At 68.3% G+C, this 16268-nt stretch carries 16 protein-coding genes; 9 read left to right on the top strand and 7 right to left on the bottom strand.

Translation table 11 applies throughout. The features are described from left to right. Positions 1 to 76: 76 nt before the first annotated feature. Positions 77 to 976 (top strand): PhzF family phenazine biosynthesis protein, encoded by a 900-nt coding sequence (locus AB4083_RS09310; RefSeq protein ID WP_441607511.1) that lies wholly within the window; start codon positions 77 to 79, stop codon positions 974 to 976. Continuing rightward, complete coding sequence (locus tag AB4083_RS09305; RefSeq protein ID WP_441607510.1) at positions 973 to 1473, top strand: YaiI/YqxD family protein; 501 nt, start codon at positions 973 to 975, stop codon at positions 1471 to 1473. Before AB4083_RS09310 ends, AB4083_RS09305 begins: the two co-directional genes overlap by 4 nt. 20 nt (positions 1474 to 1493) lie before the next feature. Here AB4083_RS09305 and AB4083_RS09300 read toward each other — a convergent pair whose 3' ends face one another. Beyond that, entirely contained in the window at positions 1494 to 2372 is an 879-nt protein-coding gene (locus AB4083_RS09300) for an NAD(P)-dependent oxidoreductase (protein ID WP_441607509.1), read from the bottom strand. Positions 2373 to 2447: 75 nt separating this feature from the next. After that, positions 2448 to 3626 carry an NAD(P)/FAD-dependent oxidoreductase gene (locus AB4083_RS09295; RefSeq protein WP_441607508.1) on the bottom strand — a complete coding sequence of 393 codons (1179 nt, stop codon included), beginning with the start codon at positions 3624 to 3626 and terminating at the stop codon, positions 2448 to 2450. Positions 3627 to 3711: 85 nt separating this feature from the next. Between AB4083_RS09295 and AB4083_RS09290 the strand changes: the two genes are divergently transcribed. Beyond that, positions 3712 to 4194: a YajQ family cyclic di-GMP-binding protein gene (locus AB4083_RS09290; protein WP_441607507.1), complete on the top strand. Its 483-nt coding sequence runs from the start codon at positions 3712 to 3714 to the stop codon at positions 4192 to 4194. A gap of 114 nt (positions 4195 to 4308) precedes the next feature. Here the strand turns inward: AB4083_RS09290 and AB4083_RS09285 are convergent, their stop codons facing one another. The 4 genes from AB4083_RS09285 to AB4083_RS09270 all read right to left on the bottom strand — a co-directional run bounded on the left by AB4083_RS09285 (position 4309) and on the right by AB4083_RS09270 (position 7525). Beyond that, complete coding sequence (locus AB4083_RS09285; protein ID WP_441607506.1) at positions 4309 to 4986, bottom strand: DUF1345 domain-containing protein; 678 nt, start codon at positions 4984 to 4986, stop codon at positions 4309 to 4311. A 48-nt stretch (positions 4987 to 5034) separates the two neighbouring features. Continuing rightward, positions 5035 to 5325, bottom strand: coding sequence for a GNAT family N-acetyltransferase (locus tag AB4083_RS09280; protein ID WP_441607505.1), 291 nt, complete (start codon positions 5323 to 5325; stop codon positions 5035 to 5037). Positions 5326 to 5463: 138 nt separating this feature from the next. Then, on the bottom strand, positions 5464 to 6561 hold the full coding sequence (locus AB4083_RS09275) for a 3-deoxy-7-phosphoheptulonate synthase (RefSeq protein ID WP_441607504.1): 1098 nt from the start codon (positions 6559 to 6561) through the stop codon (positions 5464 to 5466). 496 nt (positions 6562 to 7057) lie between these two features. Further along, positions 7058 to 7525, bottom strand: coding sequence for a VOC family protein (locus AB4083_RS09270; protein WP_441607503.1), 468 nt, complete (start codon positions 7523 to 7525; stop codon positions 7058 to 7060). Between the two features lie 181 nt (positions 7526 to 7706). Between AB4083_RS09270 and AB4083_RS09265 the strand changes: the two genes are divergently transcribed. The 5 genes from AB4083_RS09265 (at position 7707) to AB4083_RS09245 (ending at position 15264) form a co-directional block, all read left to right on the top strand. Then, the gene (locus AB4083_RS09265; protein ID WP_441607502.1) at positions 7707 to 9533 is read left to right on the top strand and encodes a DEAD/DEAH box helicase; all 1827 of its coding nucleotides are present in this window, start codon (positions 7707 to 7709) and stop codon (positions 9531 to 9533) included. A gap of 217 nt (positions 9534 to 9750) precedes the next feature. Further along, positions 9751 to 10836: an aromatic ring-hydroxylating oxygenase subunit alpha gene (locus AB4083_RS09260; protein ID WP_441607501.1), complete on the top strand. Its 1086-nt coding sequence runs from the start codon at positions 9751 to 9753 to the stop codon at positions 10834 to 10836. After that, positions 10833 to 12137: an amino acid permease gene (locus tag AB4083_RS09255; protein ID WP_441607500.1), complete on the top strand. Its 1305-nt coding sequence runs from the start codon at positions 10833 to 10835 to the stop codon at positions 12135 to 12137. The genes AB4083_RS09260 and AB4083_RS09255 overlap by 4 nt, the downstream gene beginning before the upstream one ends. 314 nt (positions 12138 to 12451) lie before the next feature. Next, positions 12452 to 13852 carry a glycosyltransferase family 2 protein gene (locus AB4083_RS09250; RefSeq protein ID WP_441607499.1) on the top strand — a complete coding sequence of 467 codons (1401 nt, stop codon included), beginning with the start codon at positions 12452 to 12454 and terminating at the stop codon, positions 13850 to 13852. Further along, a complete protein-coding gene (locus tag AB4083_RS09245) occupies positions 13849 to 15264 on the top strand; it encodes a hypothetical protein (RefSeq protein ID WP_441607498.1) in 1416 nt (471 codons plus the stop codon). The genes AB4083_RS09250 and AB4083_RS09245 overlap by 4 nt, the downstream gene beginning before the upstream one ends. Here the strand turns inward: AB4083_RS09245 and AB4083_RS09240 are convergent. Next, entirely contained in the window at positions 15236 to 15733 is a 498-nt protein-coding gene (locus tag AB4083_RS09240) for a hypothetical protein (RefSeq protein WP_441607497.1), read from the bottom strand. The genes AB4083_RS09245 and AB4083_RS09240 overlap by 29 nt on opposite strands. Positions 15734 to 15772: 39 nt before the next feature. Between AB4083_RS09240 and trxC the strand changes: the two genes are divergently transcribed. Further along, positions 15773 to 16210, top strand: coding sequence for a thioredoxin TrxC (gene trxC / locus AB4083_RS09235; RefSeq protein ID WP_441607496.1), 438 nt, complete (start codon positions 15773 to 15775; stop codon positions 16208 to 16210). Positions 16211 to 16268 lie beyond the last annotated feature (58 nt).

Here is a 16268-nt window from a genome sequence, read left to right as displayed (position 1 = left end):
CCGACCTCGCCCTCGCGGCCCCCGGCGACGTATGATGCGCGGCTACGCGCTTCTTCCCCGCCACACGCTTGCCCTCATGCCCCCCATCCGCTATCTGCATCTGGACGTCTTTGCCGCTGCCCACGGCGGCGGCAACCACCTCGGCGTCGTCACCGACGCCACCGGCTGGAGCGATGCGCAGATGCAACGTTTCGCCCGCTGGACCGACCTGGTCGAGACCACCTTCCTGCTGCCGCCGTCGACGCCGGACGCCAGCTACCGCGTGCGCATCTTCACTCCGCACAAGGAAATCCCCTTTGCCGGCCATCCCAGCATCGGCAGCGCGCATGCGGTGCTCGAATGCGGCCTGGCCACGCCGCGCGACGGCGTGCTGTGGCAGGAATGCGGCGCCGGCGTGCTGCCGATCCGCATCGAAGGTGCGGGCGACACGCGACAGTTGCTGTTGCAATCACCGCAGGCCACGGTCGAAAAGACCGGCACCGACGCGCACCCGCTGCTCGCCGCGGCGTTGTCCGGCATCGGGCTCGGCGCGCTGCCGCCCGCCTACGTCGCCGGCGGCCGCCACTGGTGGCTGGCCGAATGCGCCGACGAAGCCAGCCTGCGCGCCTGGCAGCCGGACCACGCCGCCATCGGCGCGCTGGCCCGCGCCACCGACAGCCTGGGCCTGTGCGCGTTCGCCCGCGCCGCGCATCCGGATTACCAGCTGGCGGATTACCAGCTGGTGGTCCGCGCCTTCCCCGCCGGTGTCGGCATCGTCGAAGACCCGGCTTCCGGCGCCGCCAACGGCTTGATCGCCGCCTATATCGCCCACGCCGAGCCGCACGGCCCGCTGGCCGCCGGCTATACGGTGAGCCAGGGCCGCGAGATCGGCCACGACGCCAGCCTGCGCGTGCGCATCATCGACGGCACGGTATGGATCGGCGGCCGTACGAACACGGTGATCGACGGCGCCCTGCACTGGAACGGGCTCGCGTGAAGCTGCCCGCCGCTAATGCGGACGCATGCATCTGGGTCGACGCCGACGCCTGCCCGGTGGCGATCAAGGAGATCCTGTTCCGCGCCGCCGAGCGCGAACAGGTGCAGGTGACCCTGGTCGCCAACCAGTTCCTGCGCACGCCGCCGTCGCGTTTCGTGCGCGCGATCCAGGTGCCTGGCGGTTTCGACGTCGCCGATGCGGAGATCGCCAACCGCGTGGCGGTGGGCGACCTGGTGGTGACGCAGGACATTCCGCTGGCCGCGCAGGTGATCGCCAAGGGCGCGCTGGCGGTGCATCCGCGCGGCGAACTGTTCACCCCCGACACCATCGCGCAGCGCTTGGGGATGCGCGATTTCATGGAAGAACTGCGCGGCGCCGGCGTCGACACCGGCGGCCCGGCCGCCTTCCATCCGCGCGACAAGCAGGCCTTCGCCAACCAGCTCGATGTGTGGCTGGCGCGGCTGCGGCAGGCGCGCAAGGCGCGCCCGTCGCCTTAGACCCCGCGCAAAGCCGCGCCTTAGTCCTTCAGTCCCGCGCGGCGCGCCGCCACCAGCGACAGCGCCGACCAGTCCACGTCCTCGTCGCCCAGCGCCAGCGTCTCCAGCAGGCTGTCGCGCAGCACGCTGGCGAACGGCAGCGGCACGCGCGCCGCATCGGCGGCGGACAGCGCCAGGTTGATGTCCTTGTAGCCCAGCGGCAGCGCGAAACCGGCCGGCTTGAAGCGCTGCTCGGCGATCAGCCTGGCGTAGCCCTGGTACGGCGGCGAGGCGAACAGCGTGCTGGTCATCAGATGCAGGAAATCGCCGGCGCTCACGCCATGCGCGCGGGTCAATGCCGAGGCCTCGGCCATGCTCTCGATCGCCGCGCCGAGCATGAAGTTGCCGGCGATCTTCACCACATTGGCGCGCTCGGCCTCCTCGCCCATCGGCCAGATCGCGCTGCCCATCGCTTCCAGCAGCGGCCGCATGCGTTCGAGCACGGCGGGCTTGCCGGCAGCGACGATATTGAGCTTGCCGGCGGCAGCCACGTCCGGCCGTCCGAACACCGGCGCGGCCAGGTAGTCCAGCCCGCGCTGTGCATGCGCCGATGCCAGCTCGCGCGCCAGCGCCACCGACACGGTGGCGTGGTTGACGTGTACGGTGCCCTTGTCCATCGCCTCGAGCAGGCCGCTGTCCAGCACCACATCGCGCACGGCCTGGTCATTCGACAACATGCTGAACAACGCATCGCCCTGCGCCGCGCGCTCCGGCGTGCTGGCCACCTTGGCGCCCAGCGAGGCGAGCGGCTCGGTTGCTGCCGGCGAACGGTTCCACACCGTCACGCTGTGACCGGCCTTGAGCAGGTTGCTGGCCATGGCGCTGCCCATGGCGCCGAGGCCGATAAAACCGACTTTCATGGATAACTCCTCAACCGGTGAACTGGAAAAAACAGGTCTGCCACCGTGCGCCACGCCGGATGGATGGGGCGTGACTCAGGCCGCCAGCCCCGCCGCATGGCCCGAGGCCCATGCCCACTGGAAGTTGTAGCCGCCCAGCCAACCGGTCACGTCCACCACTTCGCCGATGAAGTACAGGCCGGGCACCAGCTTCGATTGCATGGTGCTGGACGACAACCCGTCCGTATCGACGCCGCCCAGGGTCACCTCGGCGGTGCGATAACCCTCGGTGCCGCTGGCGATCAACGGCCAGTCGCGCAACTGCGCGGCGATCGCGTCCAGCTCGGCGGGACGGTACTGCTTCATTGGGCGGCTCTCGAACCACAGCTCGCACATGCGCTGCGCCAGGCGGCGCGGCAGCAGGTCGCCGAGCACGTTCTTCAGCTCCATCGCCGGGCGCGCATTGCGCTGCGCCTGCAGCCAACCGGCCGCATCCTGGTCCGGCAGCAGATCGATACGCAGATCGTCGCCCGCTTGCCAATACGAGGAAATCTGCAGGATCGCCGGCCCGCTCACGCCACGATGGGTAAACAGCATCCCCGCGCGGAAAGCACGCTTGCCGACGCGCGCCTCCACCAGCGGCAAGGCCAGGCCGGACAGGTCCTGATAGCGCTCCTGGTGCTTGCCGCTCAAGGTCAGCGGCACCAGCCCGGCACTGGTCGGCAATACCTGGTGGCCGAACTGCCGCGCCAGCTCGTAGCCGAAACCGGTGGCGCCCATGCTGGGAATCGACAGGCCGCCGCTGGCCACCACCAGCGACTGCGCGTGCAGTTCGCCGCGCGCGGTATGCACGGCGAAGCCCTCGTCGGTCTTGCGCACGCGATCGACCGCGCAACTGGTCTCCACCCGCGCGCCGGCCGCCGCGCACTCGTCCAGCAGCATGCGCACGATCAGCTTGGAGGACTCGTCGCAGAACAGCTGCCCCAACTCCTTCTCGTGATAGGCGATGCGGTGCTTCTCCACCAGCGCGATGAAATCCGCCGGCGTGTAGCGCGCCAGCGCGGACTTGGCGAAATGCGGGTTGGCGGACAGGTACTGCGCCGGCGTCACGCCCAGGTTGGTGAAATTGCAGCGCCCACCGCCGGACATCAGGATCTTCTTGCCCGGCTTGTTGGCATGGTCGAGCACCAGCACCTCGCGCCCGCGCTGCGCGGCCACGATCGCGCACATCAGGCCGGCCGCACCCGCGCCGATCACCAATACGTCCACCTTCACGCCATCACCCACCCTGGTTGCGAGGGGACGGATTATCCCCTACCCGCGTACACTTCCCCACCGGTTTCCCTTGCGAGATGCAAACATGCCTTCCTTCGACGTAGTTTCCGAAGTCGACAAGCACGAACTGACCAACGCCGTCGACCAGGCCAACCGCGAGTTGGCCACCCGTTTCGACTTCAAGGGCACCGACGCGAAGTTCGAGCTGGACAAGTTCGTGATCACCCAGAGCGCGCCCAGCGAATTCCAGCTCGAACAGATGCTGGACATCCTGCGCGGACGGCTGGTGTCGCGGAAGATCGACGTGCTCGCCCTGGACGTGGCGGAGCCGGAGACCAACCTGGCCGGCTCGCGGCAGAAGATCACCGTCAAGCAGGGGATCGAGCAGCCGATCGCCAAGAAGCTGGTGGCGTCGCTGAAAGAGGCGAAGCTGAAGGTCGAGGCGCAGATCAATGGCGACAAGCTGCGCGTGACCGGGAAGAAGCGCGATGACCTGCAGTCGGCGATGCAGGTATTGCGCAAGGCCGAGGTGGAGTTGCCGCTGCAGTTCGACAACTTCCGCGATTGAAGTCCAGCGCAGTGCAGGTTGGGGTGAGCCGCAGGCGAACCCCAACATCGCGGCCTTCATTGCCTCGCATCGTTGGGGTTCGCCTGCGGCTCACCCCAACCTACGTGGAACGCCTCAGGCCTTGCCGGCCACCACGTTCACGCTCAACGCAATGATGAACACGTTGAAGAAGAACGCGATCACGCTGTGCAGCAGCGCCACGCGGCGCAGGTAACGGCTGGTGATCTGCACGTCCGAGACCTGGAACGTCATGCCGATCACGATCGCGAAATACGCGAAGTCCCAGTAATCCGGCTCCGGCGTCTCGGGAAACTGCAGCCCTTCGTGCTTCTTGCCGAAGTCGCCGTAATAGCCATGCGCGTAATGCATGGCGAACATGGTGTTCATGAACAGCCACGACAGCACGATGCTGCCGCCGGCCAAGGCAATGGAGGCCATGCCGCCTTCGGCGCCGCCATGCAGTTCCGCCCCCAGGGCCACCATCACCACGGCGGTCAAAATGATCGCGCTCCACAGAAAGCCCCAGCGCCCGGTGTCCTGCGCGCGCGCCTGGCAGCGCATCAGCTCCGGCGTGGCGCGGCCGAACAGCACGGCCAGCAGGCTCAGATAGACCAGCGCCGCCGCATCGAACGCCAGCAGCAGCGCCATCGAAGGGCGCATGCCATAGACCAGCAAGGCCGCCAGCGCGGCGGCGAAGATCCCCATCGACACCATCAGCCGCGGCCGCGCACGCAGGTAGTGGAAGCGCCGGTACGTCCTTGGCCGGGTCTTGCCCGGGGCGGTGCTGTTCATGCGGATCTCCTTGGGGTTCCTGCGACCGCGCCGATGATAGCGAGGAGATCAGCTTGCGCGCAGATCCTCGTACTCCGGATGGCGGCGCATCCATGCATTGGCGTAGGAACATGCGGGACGCACTTTCCAGCGCTGCTCGCGCGCATGGTCCAGCGCAGCCTGCACCAGCGCCGACGCGATGCCGCGCCCTTCCAGCGGCGGCGGCACTTCGGTATGGGTGATGGTCATCACTTCGCCCGCAGGCGTAGGTGCCAGCGTGTAGTCGAGCACGCATAGCTCCATCTCGACCGAGACGGAGAAACGGCGTTCGTTGGGTTGATGCTGGATCGCGTAGCTCATGACGTGGACCGATGCGGATGAAGCGGGCAGCTTAGGGCACGCTGCGTGCCTGCAGTCGTGAAAGGCAAGCATCTCGCGCGCCTCACGCTCGCGCTCGATCCCCGCCAGAGCCGCCGCGAACGCTCCTGAGCACGCGGCTCAACATCCCACCGCCTGCCGCAACCGCGCCGCCACGCCGGAACCCGCGCGGCGCCGGCGCACCGCTTCGTCCAGCCGCTCCAGCACGCCAAGCGAAGTCTCCCAGTCGATGCAGCCGTCGGTGATGCTCTGGCCATAGCGCAGCGGCTGCTCCGGCACCAGCTCCTGGCGGCCGCCGACCAGATGGCTTTCGACCATCACACCGATGATGCGGCGCTCGCCGTCCTCCAGCTGCAGCGCGATATCGTCGATCACCCGCGGCTGGTTTTCCGGCTGCTTGCTGCTGTTGGCGTGGCTGGCGTCGACCATCAGGCGCGGCACCAGACCGGTGCGGGCGATCGCTTCGCAGGCGGCATCCACGCTGGCCGCGTCATAGTTCGGTTGCTTGCCGCCGCGCAGGATCACGTGGCAGTCCTCGTTGCCGATGGTGCTGGCGATGGCGGTGCGGCCGTCCTTGGTCACTGCCATGAAATGGTGCGGTTGCGAGGCGGCCTGCACCGCGTCCACCGCGATCTTGACGTTGCCGTCGGTGCCGTTCTTGAAACCCACCGGGCAGGACAGCCCCGAGGCCAGCTCGCGATGCACCTGGCTTTCCGTGGTGCGCGCGCCGATCGCGCCCCAGGCCACCAGGTCGGCGATGTACTGCGGCGTGATCATGTCCAGGAATTCGCAACCGGCCGGCACGCCCAGCTCGTTGATGTCGCGCAGCACGGTGCGCGCGAGGCGCAGGCCCTTGTCGATGCGGAAGCTGCCGTCCAGGTCCGGATCGTTGATCAAGCCCTTCCAGCCCACGGTGGTGCGCGGCTTCTCGAAATACACGCGCATCACGATCTCCAGCGTGTCCGCATAGCGCCGCCGCTGCGCCAGCAGGCGGCGCGCGTATTCCATCGCCGCGGTGGTGTCATGGATCGAGCAGGGCCCGATCACCACCACCAGCCGGTCGTCCTGGCCGGCGAGGATGTCGTGCACGGCGGTGCGCGCATGCGCCACGGTGTCGAGCGCGCGTTCGCCGGCAAGGCAGTCGCGCATCACCTCGGCCGGTGGACTCAAGGGAGTGATCGCGCGGATGCGCAGGTCGTCGGTGTGGGGGGTGGTCATGGCGCGGTTTCCTGGGTGGGGATCCAGTGGCGGCCATGAAAAAAGCCGCCAGTGGAGGCTGGCGGCTTTTCGGGAGAGTGGTCGTTGATTCTGCTTACGATCGCACCTCTTCCTCCGCCGCCGGCACCGGATAGCCGTAAAACCAAAAGTAATAGCGGGCGGAGGAGAAGGTCATGGGGCGTATGGATAACACAGCATCCGGTCGATGCAAACCCTTTTATTCGGTTACGAACGCAACTGACGTGTCTGGACATCCAAACGCCTGGCACTCGTAAACCTTCGAGCGTGAGTCCTTCTCCCTTCGGGAGCACGCGGAGAGGGCACAGGACTGTGCCCGGCTTTGAGGAGCGAGGAAGGTGGCGGCAGCCGGATGAGGGTACGGACAGAGGACAGAGGGTAACGCTGCGCTCCGCCCGTACCCTCACCCCAACCCCTCTCTCCCACGGGACTACCTTCGGGTCGCCGGAGGGAGAGGGGCTTACGTCGTGGCAACCGATCAATTTCCGGCCATCATCGCGTCGTAGCGCCGCTGCATTTCCTCGGGGCTCACATCCTCGATCGAATGCCCGATCAGCCACTCGTGCCCGAACGGATCGCGCACCGTGCCGCCACGCTCGCCATAGAACGCATCCGCCGGCGGCCGCACCAGCTCGGCGCCGGCTGCCACCGCGCGATCGATCAGGCGGTCCGCATTGTCGACATGCAGGTGCAAGGTGACGCTGGTGCCGCCGACCGACTTCGGCCCCACGATGCCGTACTCGGGGTATTCGTCGGACACCATCAGCACCATGTTTTCGCCGAACACCAGCTCGGCATGGCCGATCTTGCCGGTGCCGGCTTCGTCCAGGCGCAACTGCAGGCGCGCGCCGAAGACCTGCTGGTAGAAGTCCAGCGCGGCCTGGGCATCGTGCACGCGCAGGTAGGGGTACAGCTCGTGGATCTGGGGCAAGGAAGAGGCGTCCATGACAGGCTCCTTGGGATGGCAACGGGCATCATGCACCCTCCGCCAGCCCCCGTCCCATGCGGTCCGGCATGCCAACCGCGAATTGACACGGACCCGCGATCCGCTAACGTCGCCGCCACACGCAATAAGGGAAGCGCAGGTGGCGACGCTCATTCCAACCAGAAACAGCTGCCTGTCGCGCATGACCAGCGGCGAAAAGCGCTTTTCCGAGCGCCTGGAACAGAAGCTCGAGGAAGACTACCTGCTGTGGTACGACGTGCCGATCGGCCCGCGCCAGCGCCGCCCGGACTTCATCGTGTTCCACCCCCGCCGCGGCCTGCTCGTGCTGGAGGTGAAGGACTGGAAGCCGGACACCATCCAGCAGGCCGACCCCACCCTGTTCACCCTGCTCACCGGCCGCCTCAGCGTGAAGGAGCACAATCCGCTGATGCAGGCCCGCGACTGCGCCAGCGAGGTCTACAAGCTGCTGCAGCGCGACCCCGCCCTGCGCCACCCGCCCGGCCATCCCTACGAGGGCAAGCTGATCATGCCGTGGGGCTACGGTGTGGTGCTGGCCAATATCAGCCGCAAGCAGTTCGACGCCGGCGGGCTGGACGCGGTGATCCCCGCCCACCTGGTGATCTGCCAGGACGAGATGTACGAGTCGGTCGACGCCGAAGGTTTCCAGGAACGCCTGTGGGCGATGTATCCGCAGATCTTCCCCACCGCGCTGACCCTGCCGCAGATCGATCGCGTGCGCTGGCACCTGTTCCCGGAGATCCGCGTGGAACCGGGTTCCGGCCAGTTCGGCCTGTTCGACCCCTCCACCGCCGGCGCCGTGGCCACGGTGGAGATCCCCGACCTGATCAAGGTGATGGACGCGCAGCAGGAACAGCTGGCGCGTTCGCTCGGCGACGAGCACCGCATCATCCACGGCGTGGCCGGCTCCGGCAAAACCATGATCCTGGGTTTCCGCGCCATGCATCTGGCGCGCGCGCTGAGCAAGCCGATCCTGGTGCTCTGCTACAACAAGACGCTGGCCGCACGCCTTGATCAGCTGATGGGCGAGCGCGGCTTGAGCGACAAGGTGCAGGTCTACAACTTCCACAAGTGGTGCCGCGCCATGCTCAGCGCCTACCACGTGCCGCTGCCGCCGGAAGGGCGCGGCTTCTTCGATGCGCTGCCGCCGGCGGTGATCGCCGGCGTGGACAAGGGCCAGATCCCGCGCTTCCAGTACGGCGCGGTGCTGATCGACGAAGGCCACGACTTCGAGCCGGACTGGTACAAGCTGATCGTGCAGATGATCGACCCCAACACCAACTCGCTGCTGGTGCTGTACGACGACGCGCAGAACATCTACGGCAAGCCGGACCGCAAGCGCCTGAGCTGGAAAAGCCTGGGCGTGCAGGCGCAGGGCCGCACCACCATCTTGAAGCTCAACTACCGCAACACGCTGGAGATCCTGTCGGTGGCGCGCGGCTTCGCCAACGAGCTGCTGCTCGGCCACGACGACGACGACGAAGACGGCGTGCCGCTGGTCGCCCCGCAAAGCGCCGGCCGCCGCGGCGCCCTGCCCGAACTGGTCCGCGTCGAACGCACTGAGGACCAGCTGCCGGCGATCATCGAGCGCCTGCGCGAGGAACGCACGCTGGGCCGGCCGCTGGCGGATATCGCGGTGATCTTCCGCAACAAGTGGGAAGGCGAGCGGCTGCACGAGGCGCTGCAGCGTGCGGAGATTCCCAGCACGCTGGCCGAAGGCGACGGCAAGCGTGCGCTGTTCGAGCCGGGCCAGGACACGGTCAAGCTGGTCACCATGCATTCCAGCAAGGGGCTGGAATTCCCGCTGGTGATCATCCCGGGCCTGGGTTCGCTGCCGATGCCGGGCAAGGACGAGGCGGAGGAAGCGCGCCTGCTGTACGTGGCGATGACGCGCGCGACCGAGCGGCTGGTGATGATCCACCACGCCGATTCGATCTTCACCGTGCGCATCCGCCACTCGATCAACGACGTGCAGACCCAACTCGCGTAGGTTGGGGTGAGCGCAGCGAACCCCAACGGGCGTCTGCGACTGCGCTAACCTGCATCCGGTCGATCGTCGCGACGGGTGTGGCCGCCTGCGTGGGGGGTTGTTGGGGTTCGCTGCGCTCACCCCAACCTGCGCGCTCTGGCGCCGCATGCTGCGGCGCTCCTTCACGCCGTCGGCGGGTCGGACCGATACTCGGCTATCGCCGCCGACGGATGCCCTCATGACCGAACTGCTTTCGCCCGACGTCCTCGCGCCGCAGGCGCTCGACCATGCGCTGGCGCTGTCCGCGCGGTTCTACAACCACCCCGCCGCTCCGGCGCTCGATGCGCGCGCCGTGTTCGCGCGCAGCTGGCAGCTGGTCGGCCATCGCGCGCAGCTGGCCGAGGTGGGCGATCACCTGGTGACCCAGATCGCCGGCCTGCCGCTGCTGGTGGTGCGCAGCGACGAACATACGATCCGTGCCTTCCACAATGTCTGCCGCCATCGCGCCGGCCCGATCGCCAGCTGCGACGGCAAGGGCGCGACGGCGCTGCGCTGCCGCTACCACGGCTGGACCTACGGCCTGGACGGCGTACTGCGCGGCGCGCCGGAAATGGGGCGCACGCCGGATTTCGATCCCGCGCAGATCCGCCTGCCGGAAGTGCGCGTGCAGGTGTGGCAGGGCCTGGTGTTCGTGGCGGTCGGCGAGGCGCCGCCGTTCGAGCAGTTCGTCGCCGGCATCGACCAGCGGCTGGGGCCGGATCGCTCGCTCGCCGAGTTCGAATTCCACCACCGCGTCGGCTACGACGTCGCCTGCAACTGGAAGGTCTACGTGGACAACTACCTGGAGGGTTACCACGTACCGCACATCCATCCTGGCCTGAACAGCCTGCTCGACTACCGCAGCTACATCACCGAAACGGCGCAGTGGTACTCGTACCAGTACAGCCCGCTGGAAAGTGCGTCCGATCTCTACGGCAGCGGCGAGGCGCTGTATTACTTCCTCTATCCCAACGCCATGCTCAATATCCTGCCCGGCCGCCTGCAGACCAATCGCGTGCTGCCGCTGGGCGTGGACCGCTGCCGGGTGGAGTTCGATTTCTACTACGCGCCGGCACCGGGCGACGCCGCGCACGCGCGCCGCGCCGCCGACATCGCCTTCAGCGACGAGGTGCAGGTGGAAGACGTGACCATCTGCGAAGACGTGCAGCGCGGGCTGGCTTCGGGCTCGTACGAAGCGGGCCGGCTCAATCCCTTGCGCGAAAACGCCGTGCATCACTTCCACGAACTGCTGCGCCGCGCCTACCGCGAAAGCGCGCAGGCATGAAGGCACCGGCGCGGCTGCTGGGTCCGTGGATGCTCACCGCCCTGGTGGTGGGCAACATGATCGGTTCTGGCGTGTTCGTGCTGCCGGCGGCGCTGGCGCCGTTCGGCGCAGCCAGCCTGCTCGGCTGGGGCTTCACCCTGGGCGGCGCGCTGCTGCTGGCGCTGGTGCATGCGTGGCTGGCGCAGATCGTGGCCAACCACGGCGGCGCGTATGCCTATGCGCGGCTGGCCTTCGGCGACACTGCCGGCTTCGTCGCGGCATGGAGCTACTGGACCTGCGTCTGGACGGCCAACGCGGCGATCGCGGTGGCCTTCGCCGGCAGCCTCGGCGCGATCTGGCCCGCTGCCAATGCCACGCCCTGGCGCGGCACCGCGGCGGCGCTGGGCGTGCTGTGGTTGTGCACGGCGATCAATGCCGCCGGCGTGCGCGAAGCCGGACGCATGCAACTGGTCACCACCGCGCTGAAGGTGATCCCGCTGCTGGTGTTCGGCGTGTGCGGACTCGCGCTGGTGCATGGCGCGGCGTACCGCCCGTTCAATCCTAGCGGGCAGGCGCTGACCTCGGTCACCACCGCCACTGCAGCGCTCACCCTGTGGGCCTTCCTCGGCCTGGAAGCGGCCACCGTGCCCACCGGCGTGGTGCGCGATCCGCAGCGCACGGTGCCGCGCGCCACCGTGGCCGGCATGCTGGTGGCGGGCATCGCCACCATGCTCGCCTGCACCGCGGTGATCGGCCTGCTGCCGCATGGCGTGGCGCAGGCGTCGGCCGCGCCGATGGCGGCAGCGGCGGCGCAGACCTGGGGCCCGGCCGCGGGTTGGGCGATGGGGCTGGTGGCTACCGTCTCGTGCCTGGGCGCGCTGAACGGCTGGGTGCTGCTGCAGGGGCAGACGCCGTACGCCGCCGCGCAGGACGGCCTGTTTCCCGCGCCGTTCGCGCGCACCGACGCACGCGGCACGCCGTGGTTCGGCCTGTTGCTCAGCAGCGTGCTGGCCAGCGTGCTGATCGCCGCCAACGGCAGCAAGTCGCTGGTGGCGCTGTTCACCCTGTCGATCCTGCTGTCGACCGCGGCCACCCTGCTGCCCTATGTGCTGAGCGTGCTGGCGTGGTGGCGCATCGACCGCACGGCCAGCGTGGCGCGCCGCACGGCGGCCGCGCTGGCGCTGGCCTACAGCCTGTGGGCGCTGGTCGGCACCGGCGCGGAGGCGCTGCTGTGGGGCGGCGTGCTGTTGCTGCTGGGGCTGCCGGTATACCTGTGGCAGCGCTATCGCCCGGCGCGGCCGCGGGTATCGCCGGAGCGCTGACCGCGCCTATCACTTCCGGCCGAGTCAGGCCCTGTCATTTTGTGACCTGGCGCATACATTTCGCGCATCCCGTTCAGCCTTTTGCGCCAGGATTCACGCGCAGCCCTATGTTTTAGCTGAACATTTTCACTGTGCCGTACGTGGCATAGCTTTTGCCGCTTATCCAGTGAAACACCAGCGGAAAGCCCGCCGACAGCGCACTCGCTACAGGGGACGCGGGCCCACTCCATCGACCAGCGACACGTTCCACTCCGGCGCCAGGCCGGCAGCGGCAGGGAGTGCTGCGCCAGTACCGGCCATCCAGGGGAAAGCCTATGAGCACGCAAGCCCAAGACTGGTCCAGCTATCCGCGGCCTCTGCCGCCGATCGCATCGGCATCCGCCAAGCCCGTCGACAGCACGTCGTACCGGCGCCATTACCTCTCGGTGCGCATGAAGTTCGCGCTCACCGTCGCGCTGGCGCTGACCTGGTCGATCGTGTCGTACCTGCTGGCGCGCCGCTGGCTGCACGACCTGGCCGCGATGGAAGGCCAGCTGCTGGCGATGGCGATGATCTTCGGCGTCGCGATCCTGCCCGGCTTCATGAACGCCTTCCTGGTGTTCGGCCTGCTGCTGGATCGCCGCCCGCAGCGCCGCTACCTGCCCGACACCGAACTGCCCGGCCTCACCGTGCTGGTCGCCGCGTACAACGAAGAGGATTCGATCCTCTCCACCATCGCCAGCATCGAGCGCCAGTACTACGGCGGCGTGCTGGAGGTGATCGTGATCAACGACGGCTCCACCGACGGCACCATGGACCGGCTGCGCAGCGTCAATCATCCATGGCTGCACGTGATCGACCTGAAGTGCAACGGCGGCAAGGCCAATGCGCTCAACGTCGGCCTGCGCCACGCCACCCAGCCGCTGACCATCACGCTGGATGCCGACTCCTATCTCTACAAGCATGCGCTGCGCCGGCTGGTCGAGCGCTATCTGAGCGATCCGCCGAACACCGCCGCGGTGGCCGGCGCGGTGCTGGTGCGCAATTCGCGGCAGAATCTGATCACGCGCATGCAGGAGTGGGATTACTTCCACGGCATCGCCGCGGTGAAGCGCCTGCAGAGCCTGTTCCAGGGCACCCTGGTGGCGCAGGGCGCGTTCTCGTTGTACCGCACCGACATCCTGCGCGAGGTCGGCGGCTGGCCCGAAGACGTCGGCGAGGACATCGTGCTGACCTGGGCGATCCTGCGCCTGGGCCATCGCGTGGGCTATTGCGAGGACGCGGTGGCCTTCACCAATGCGCCGGCCACCTTCAGCCAGTTCATCCGCCAGCGCCAGCGCTGGTCGCGCGGCCTGATCGAAGCGTTCAAGGCGCACGGCGCGCTGCTGTTCCGGCGCCGCATGAGCACGCTCTTCATCTGGTGGAACCTACTGTTTCCCTACATGGACCTGGTCTACACCCTGGTCTTCATTCCGGGACTGGTGCTGGCCTGCTTCGGCATCTACTGGCTGGCCGGCCCGATGACCCTGCTGGTGCTGCCGATGGCCGGCCTGGTCAATTACCTGATGTTCTTCATCCAGTCGCGCATGTTCCGCGCGCAGGGCCTGAAGGTACGCCACAACCCGCTGGGGTTGCTGGTCTACACGCTGTTCTACGGCATCGTGCTGCAACCCGGCTGCGTGCTGGGCTATGCGTCCGAGCTGCTGAAGACGCGCAAGCGCTGGGGGACGAAATGAACACGTCACGCTTGCTGTTCGCCTTGTCGCTGGCGCCGGTCGCGGCGCTGCACGCCCAATCCGCTACGGTCGCCGATGACCTGCGCGCCGGCCGCGCGGCCCTCGCCGCCAACCAGCCCGCGCAGGCGCGCGACCGTTTCGCCGCCGCCCTGGCCGGCCAGGGTTCGCGCGACGAGCGCTACGCCGCCGCCATGGGCCTGGGCCAGTCCACGCTGTGGCTGGGCGATTACGCCGCCGCCGACCGCGCGTTCCGCATCGCCCGCGACGCCGCGCCGGACGACGCCGCGCGCCAGGCCGCCTCCACTGGCCTGGCGCAGGCGCTCAATGCGCGCGACTACCCGCGCGAAGCACGCGCGCTGGTCGCGCCGTATGCGATGAGCCAGACCCGCCCCACGGTGGAGCTGCTGCGCGCCGAGCAGGCGCTGGGCTGGCTCGATCGCGGCCAGACCTACATGGATGCCGCGCCGGCGCCGGATGCCGGCGGCTACGTCGGCACGCAGTACGGCCTGCTCAAGGACGACGTCGCCTTCAACCGCGCCGCGCAGTTGGAAGCCGGCTTCGGCTACAGCCACGACAGCGACGGCCTGGATACCTGGCGCCTGGCCGCGGCCTACCGTTTCGCGCCGTCTTCGAGCGAGGACTTCACCCAGCGCTGGGGCGTCGCCGCCGGCACCACGCATCTCGACCACGACGGCCGCACGCGCCGCATGGACGACCTGTCGCTGACCGCGCAGCTGCGCCTCGGCGAGGACAACACCATCAACCTGCACGCCGGCCCCGGCCGCGCCAACGGCTGGCACTACCTGCAGGGCAATGCCGACTGGACCTTGCAGCCCAGCGACGTCTTCAGCTTCAGCGCCGGCGCGGAGCGCGCGCCGGTGCCGACCGACACCGCGATCGACCATCACCTGCTCTACAACCTGTTCAGCGCCGGCGTGAGCCTGCGGCCCGCGCCGCGGCTGTACGTGCTGCCCACCTATTACCGGCAGAACTTCAACGACGGCAATCACCGCGACGGCGGCGTGCTGCGCGTGCTGCTCAGTCCCTACGACATCGCCGGCACCCGCGCGGCGATCGGCGCCGAGTTCTCCGGGCGCATCTTCCACAGCAGCGAACCCAGCCGCGGCGTGTATTTCAATCCGCGCAACTACCGCTCGGGCCAGTTCGGGCTGGTCGGCGTGTACAGCATCAATCCGCAGTGGAAGCTGCGCGCGGTGGTGTTGGGCGGGCGGCAAGTGATCGACGGCAACGGCGCGGGCGTCTACACCGTCGGCCTGTCACTGCAAGGGCGCCTGCCCGGCAACGGCCGCCTCGACCTGCAACTGGGGCGCAGCTCCGCCGCGTCGGCCAGCAATGGCGGCTCCGGCTATTGGAACAACAGCATCAACCTGGTGGTGCGCTACCCGCTTTAAGCCATGGCCACCAGGCCGCGCCGCCGTCGCGCGCATAACGGTCGGCGGCGCGCTCGAACGGATTGCGCACGCTGACCCCGCCGCATAGCAGGTACAGCGGCAGGAACAGCGGGCCGAGCAGCATGTACTGGTAGACGTGGGCGCGTTCGTGCGCGGCCAGCGAGACCGGCGCTTCCGCGCCGCGGCCGGCGCGGTGGGCATAGGTCAGGCAGGGCGTGTCCAGTTCCTCGCCGGTGTAGAGGATCACGTTGCCCAGGGTCAGCGCGCCGCCACCCCGACCGGGCCAGCGCACGCGGACGAAGCTGAGCGCGAGTTCGTCGCCACGCCATTGCAGGCGCGCGCCAAGGCACAGGCAGCACAGGCCGGCGAGCAGGCCCAGCAAGCTGTTGGGCGAAGTCCACAGCGCACCCGCGAGCTGAAGCGCGCGCAGCCCAAGACTCGATCCACGACTTGTTTCCGCTGCGGCCATCACCATCTCCGCGTCCGAAACCGGCCGCCGGAGTCTGCCATGTCCGCCACCACGAATGTCCCCTGCCCTCATTGTGGCGCGCTCAATCGCGTGCCTTCCGAGCGGCTGGCCGAAAAACCCGTGTGCGGGCGCTGCAAGCAGGCGCTGTTCGAAGGCCGGCCGGTGGAGCTCGATAGCGCGCGCTTCGACGCCATCGCCCTGCGTGGCGAGATGCCGGTGCTGGTGGATTTCTGGGCGCCATGGTGCGGCCCCTGCCGTTCGTTCGCGCCGGTGTTCATGCAAGCCGCGCAGCTGTGGGAGCCGCGGGTGCGGTTCGCCAAGGTGGATACGGATGCGCAGCCAACGTTGGCGCAGCGTTATGGGATACGCAGTATTCCCACGCTGATGGTGTTTCGCGGCGGGCGCGAGATGGCGCGGCAGGCCGGGGCGCTGCCGCCTGCGCAGCTGCGGCAATTCATCGAAAGCGCATTGCGCTGAGCTGAAGCAGGCCGGGAGGCGCTATGCGCACCCCGGCCCAGCCACCATTCATCGCCCT

The organism is Dyella sp. 2RAB6 (assembly GCF_052115385.1).
Taxonomy (GTDB): Bacteria; Pseudomonadota; Gammaproteobacteria; order Xanthomonadales; family Rhodanobacteraceae; genus Dyella_D.
This window is presented reverse-complemented; position numbering and strand designations above follow the sequence as displayed.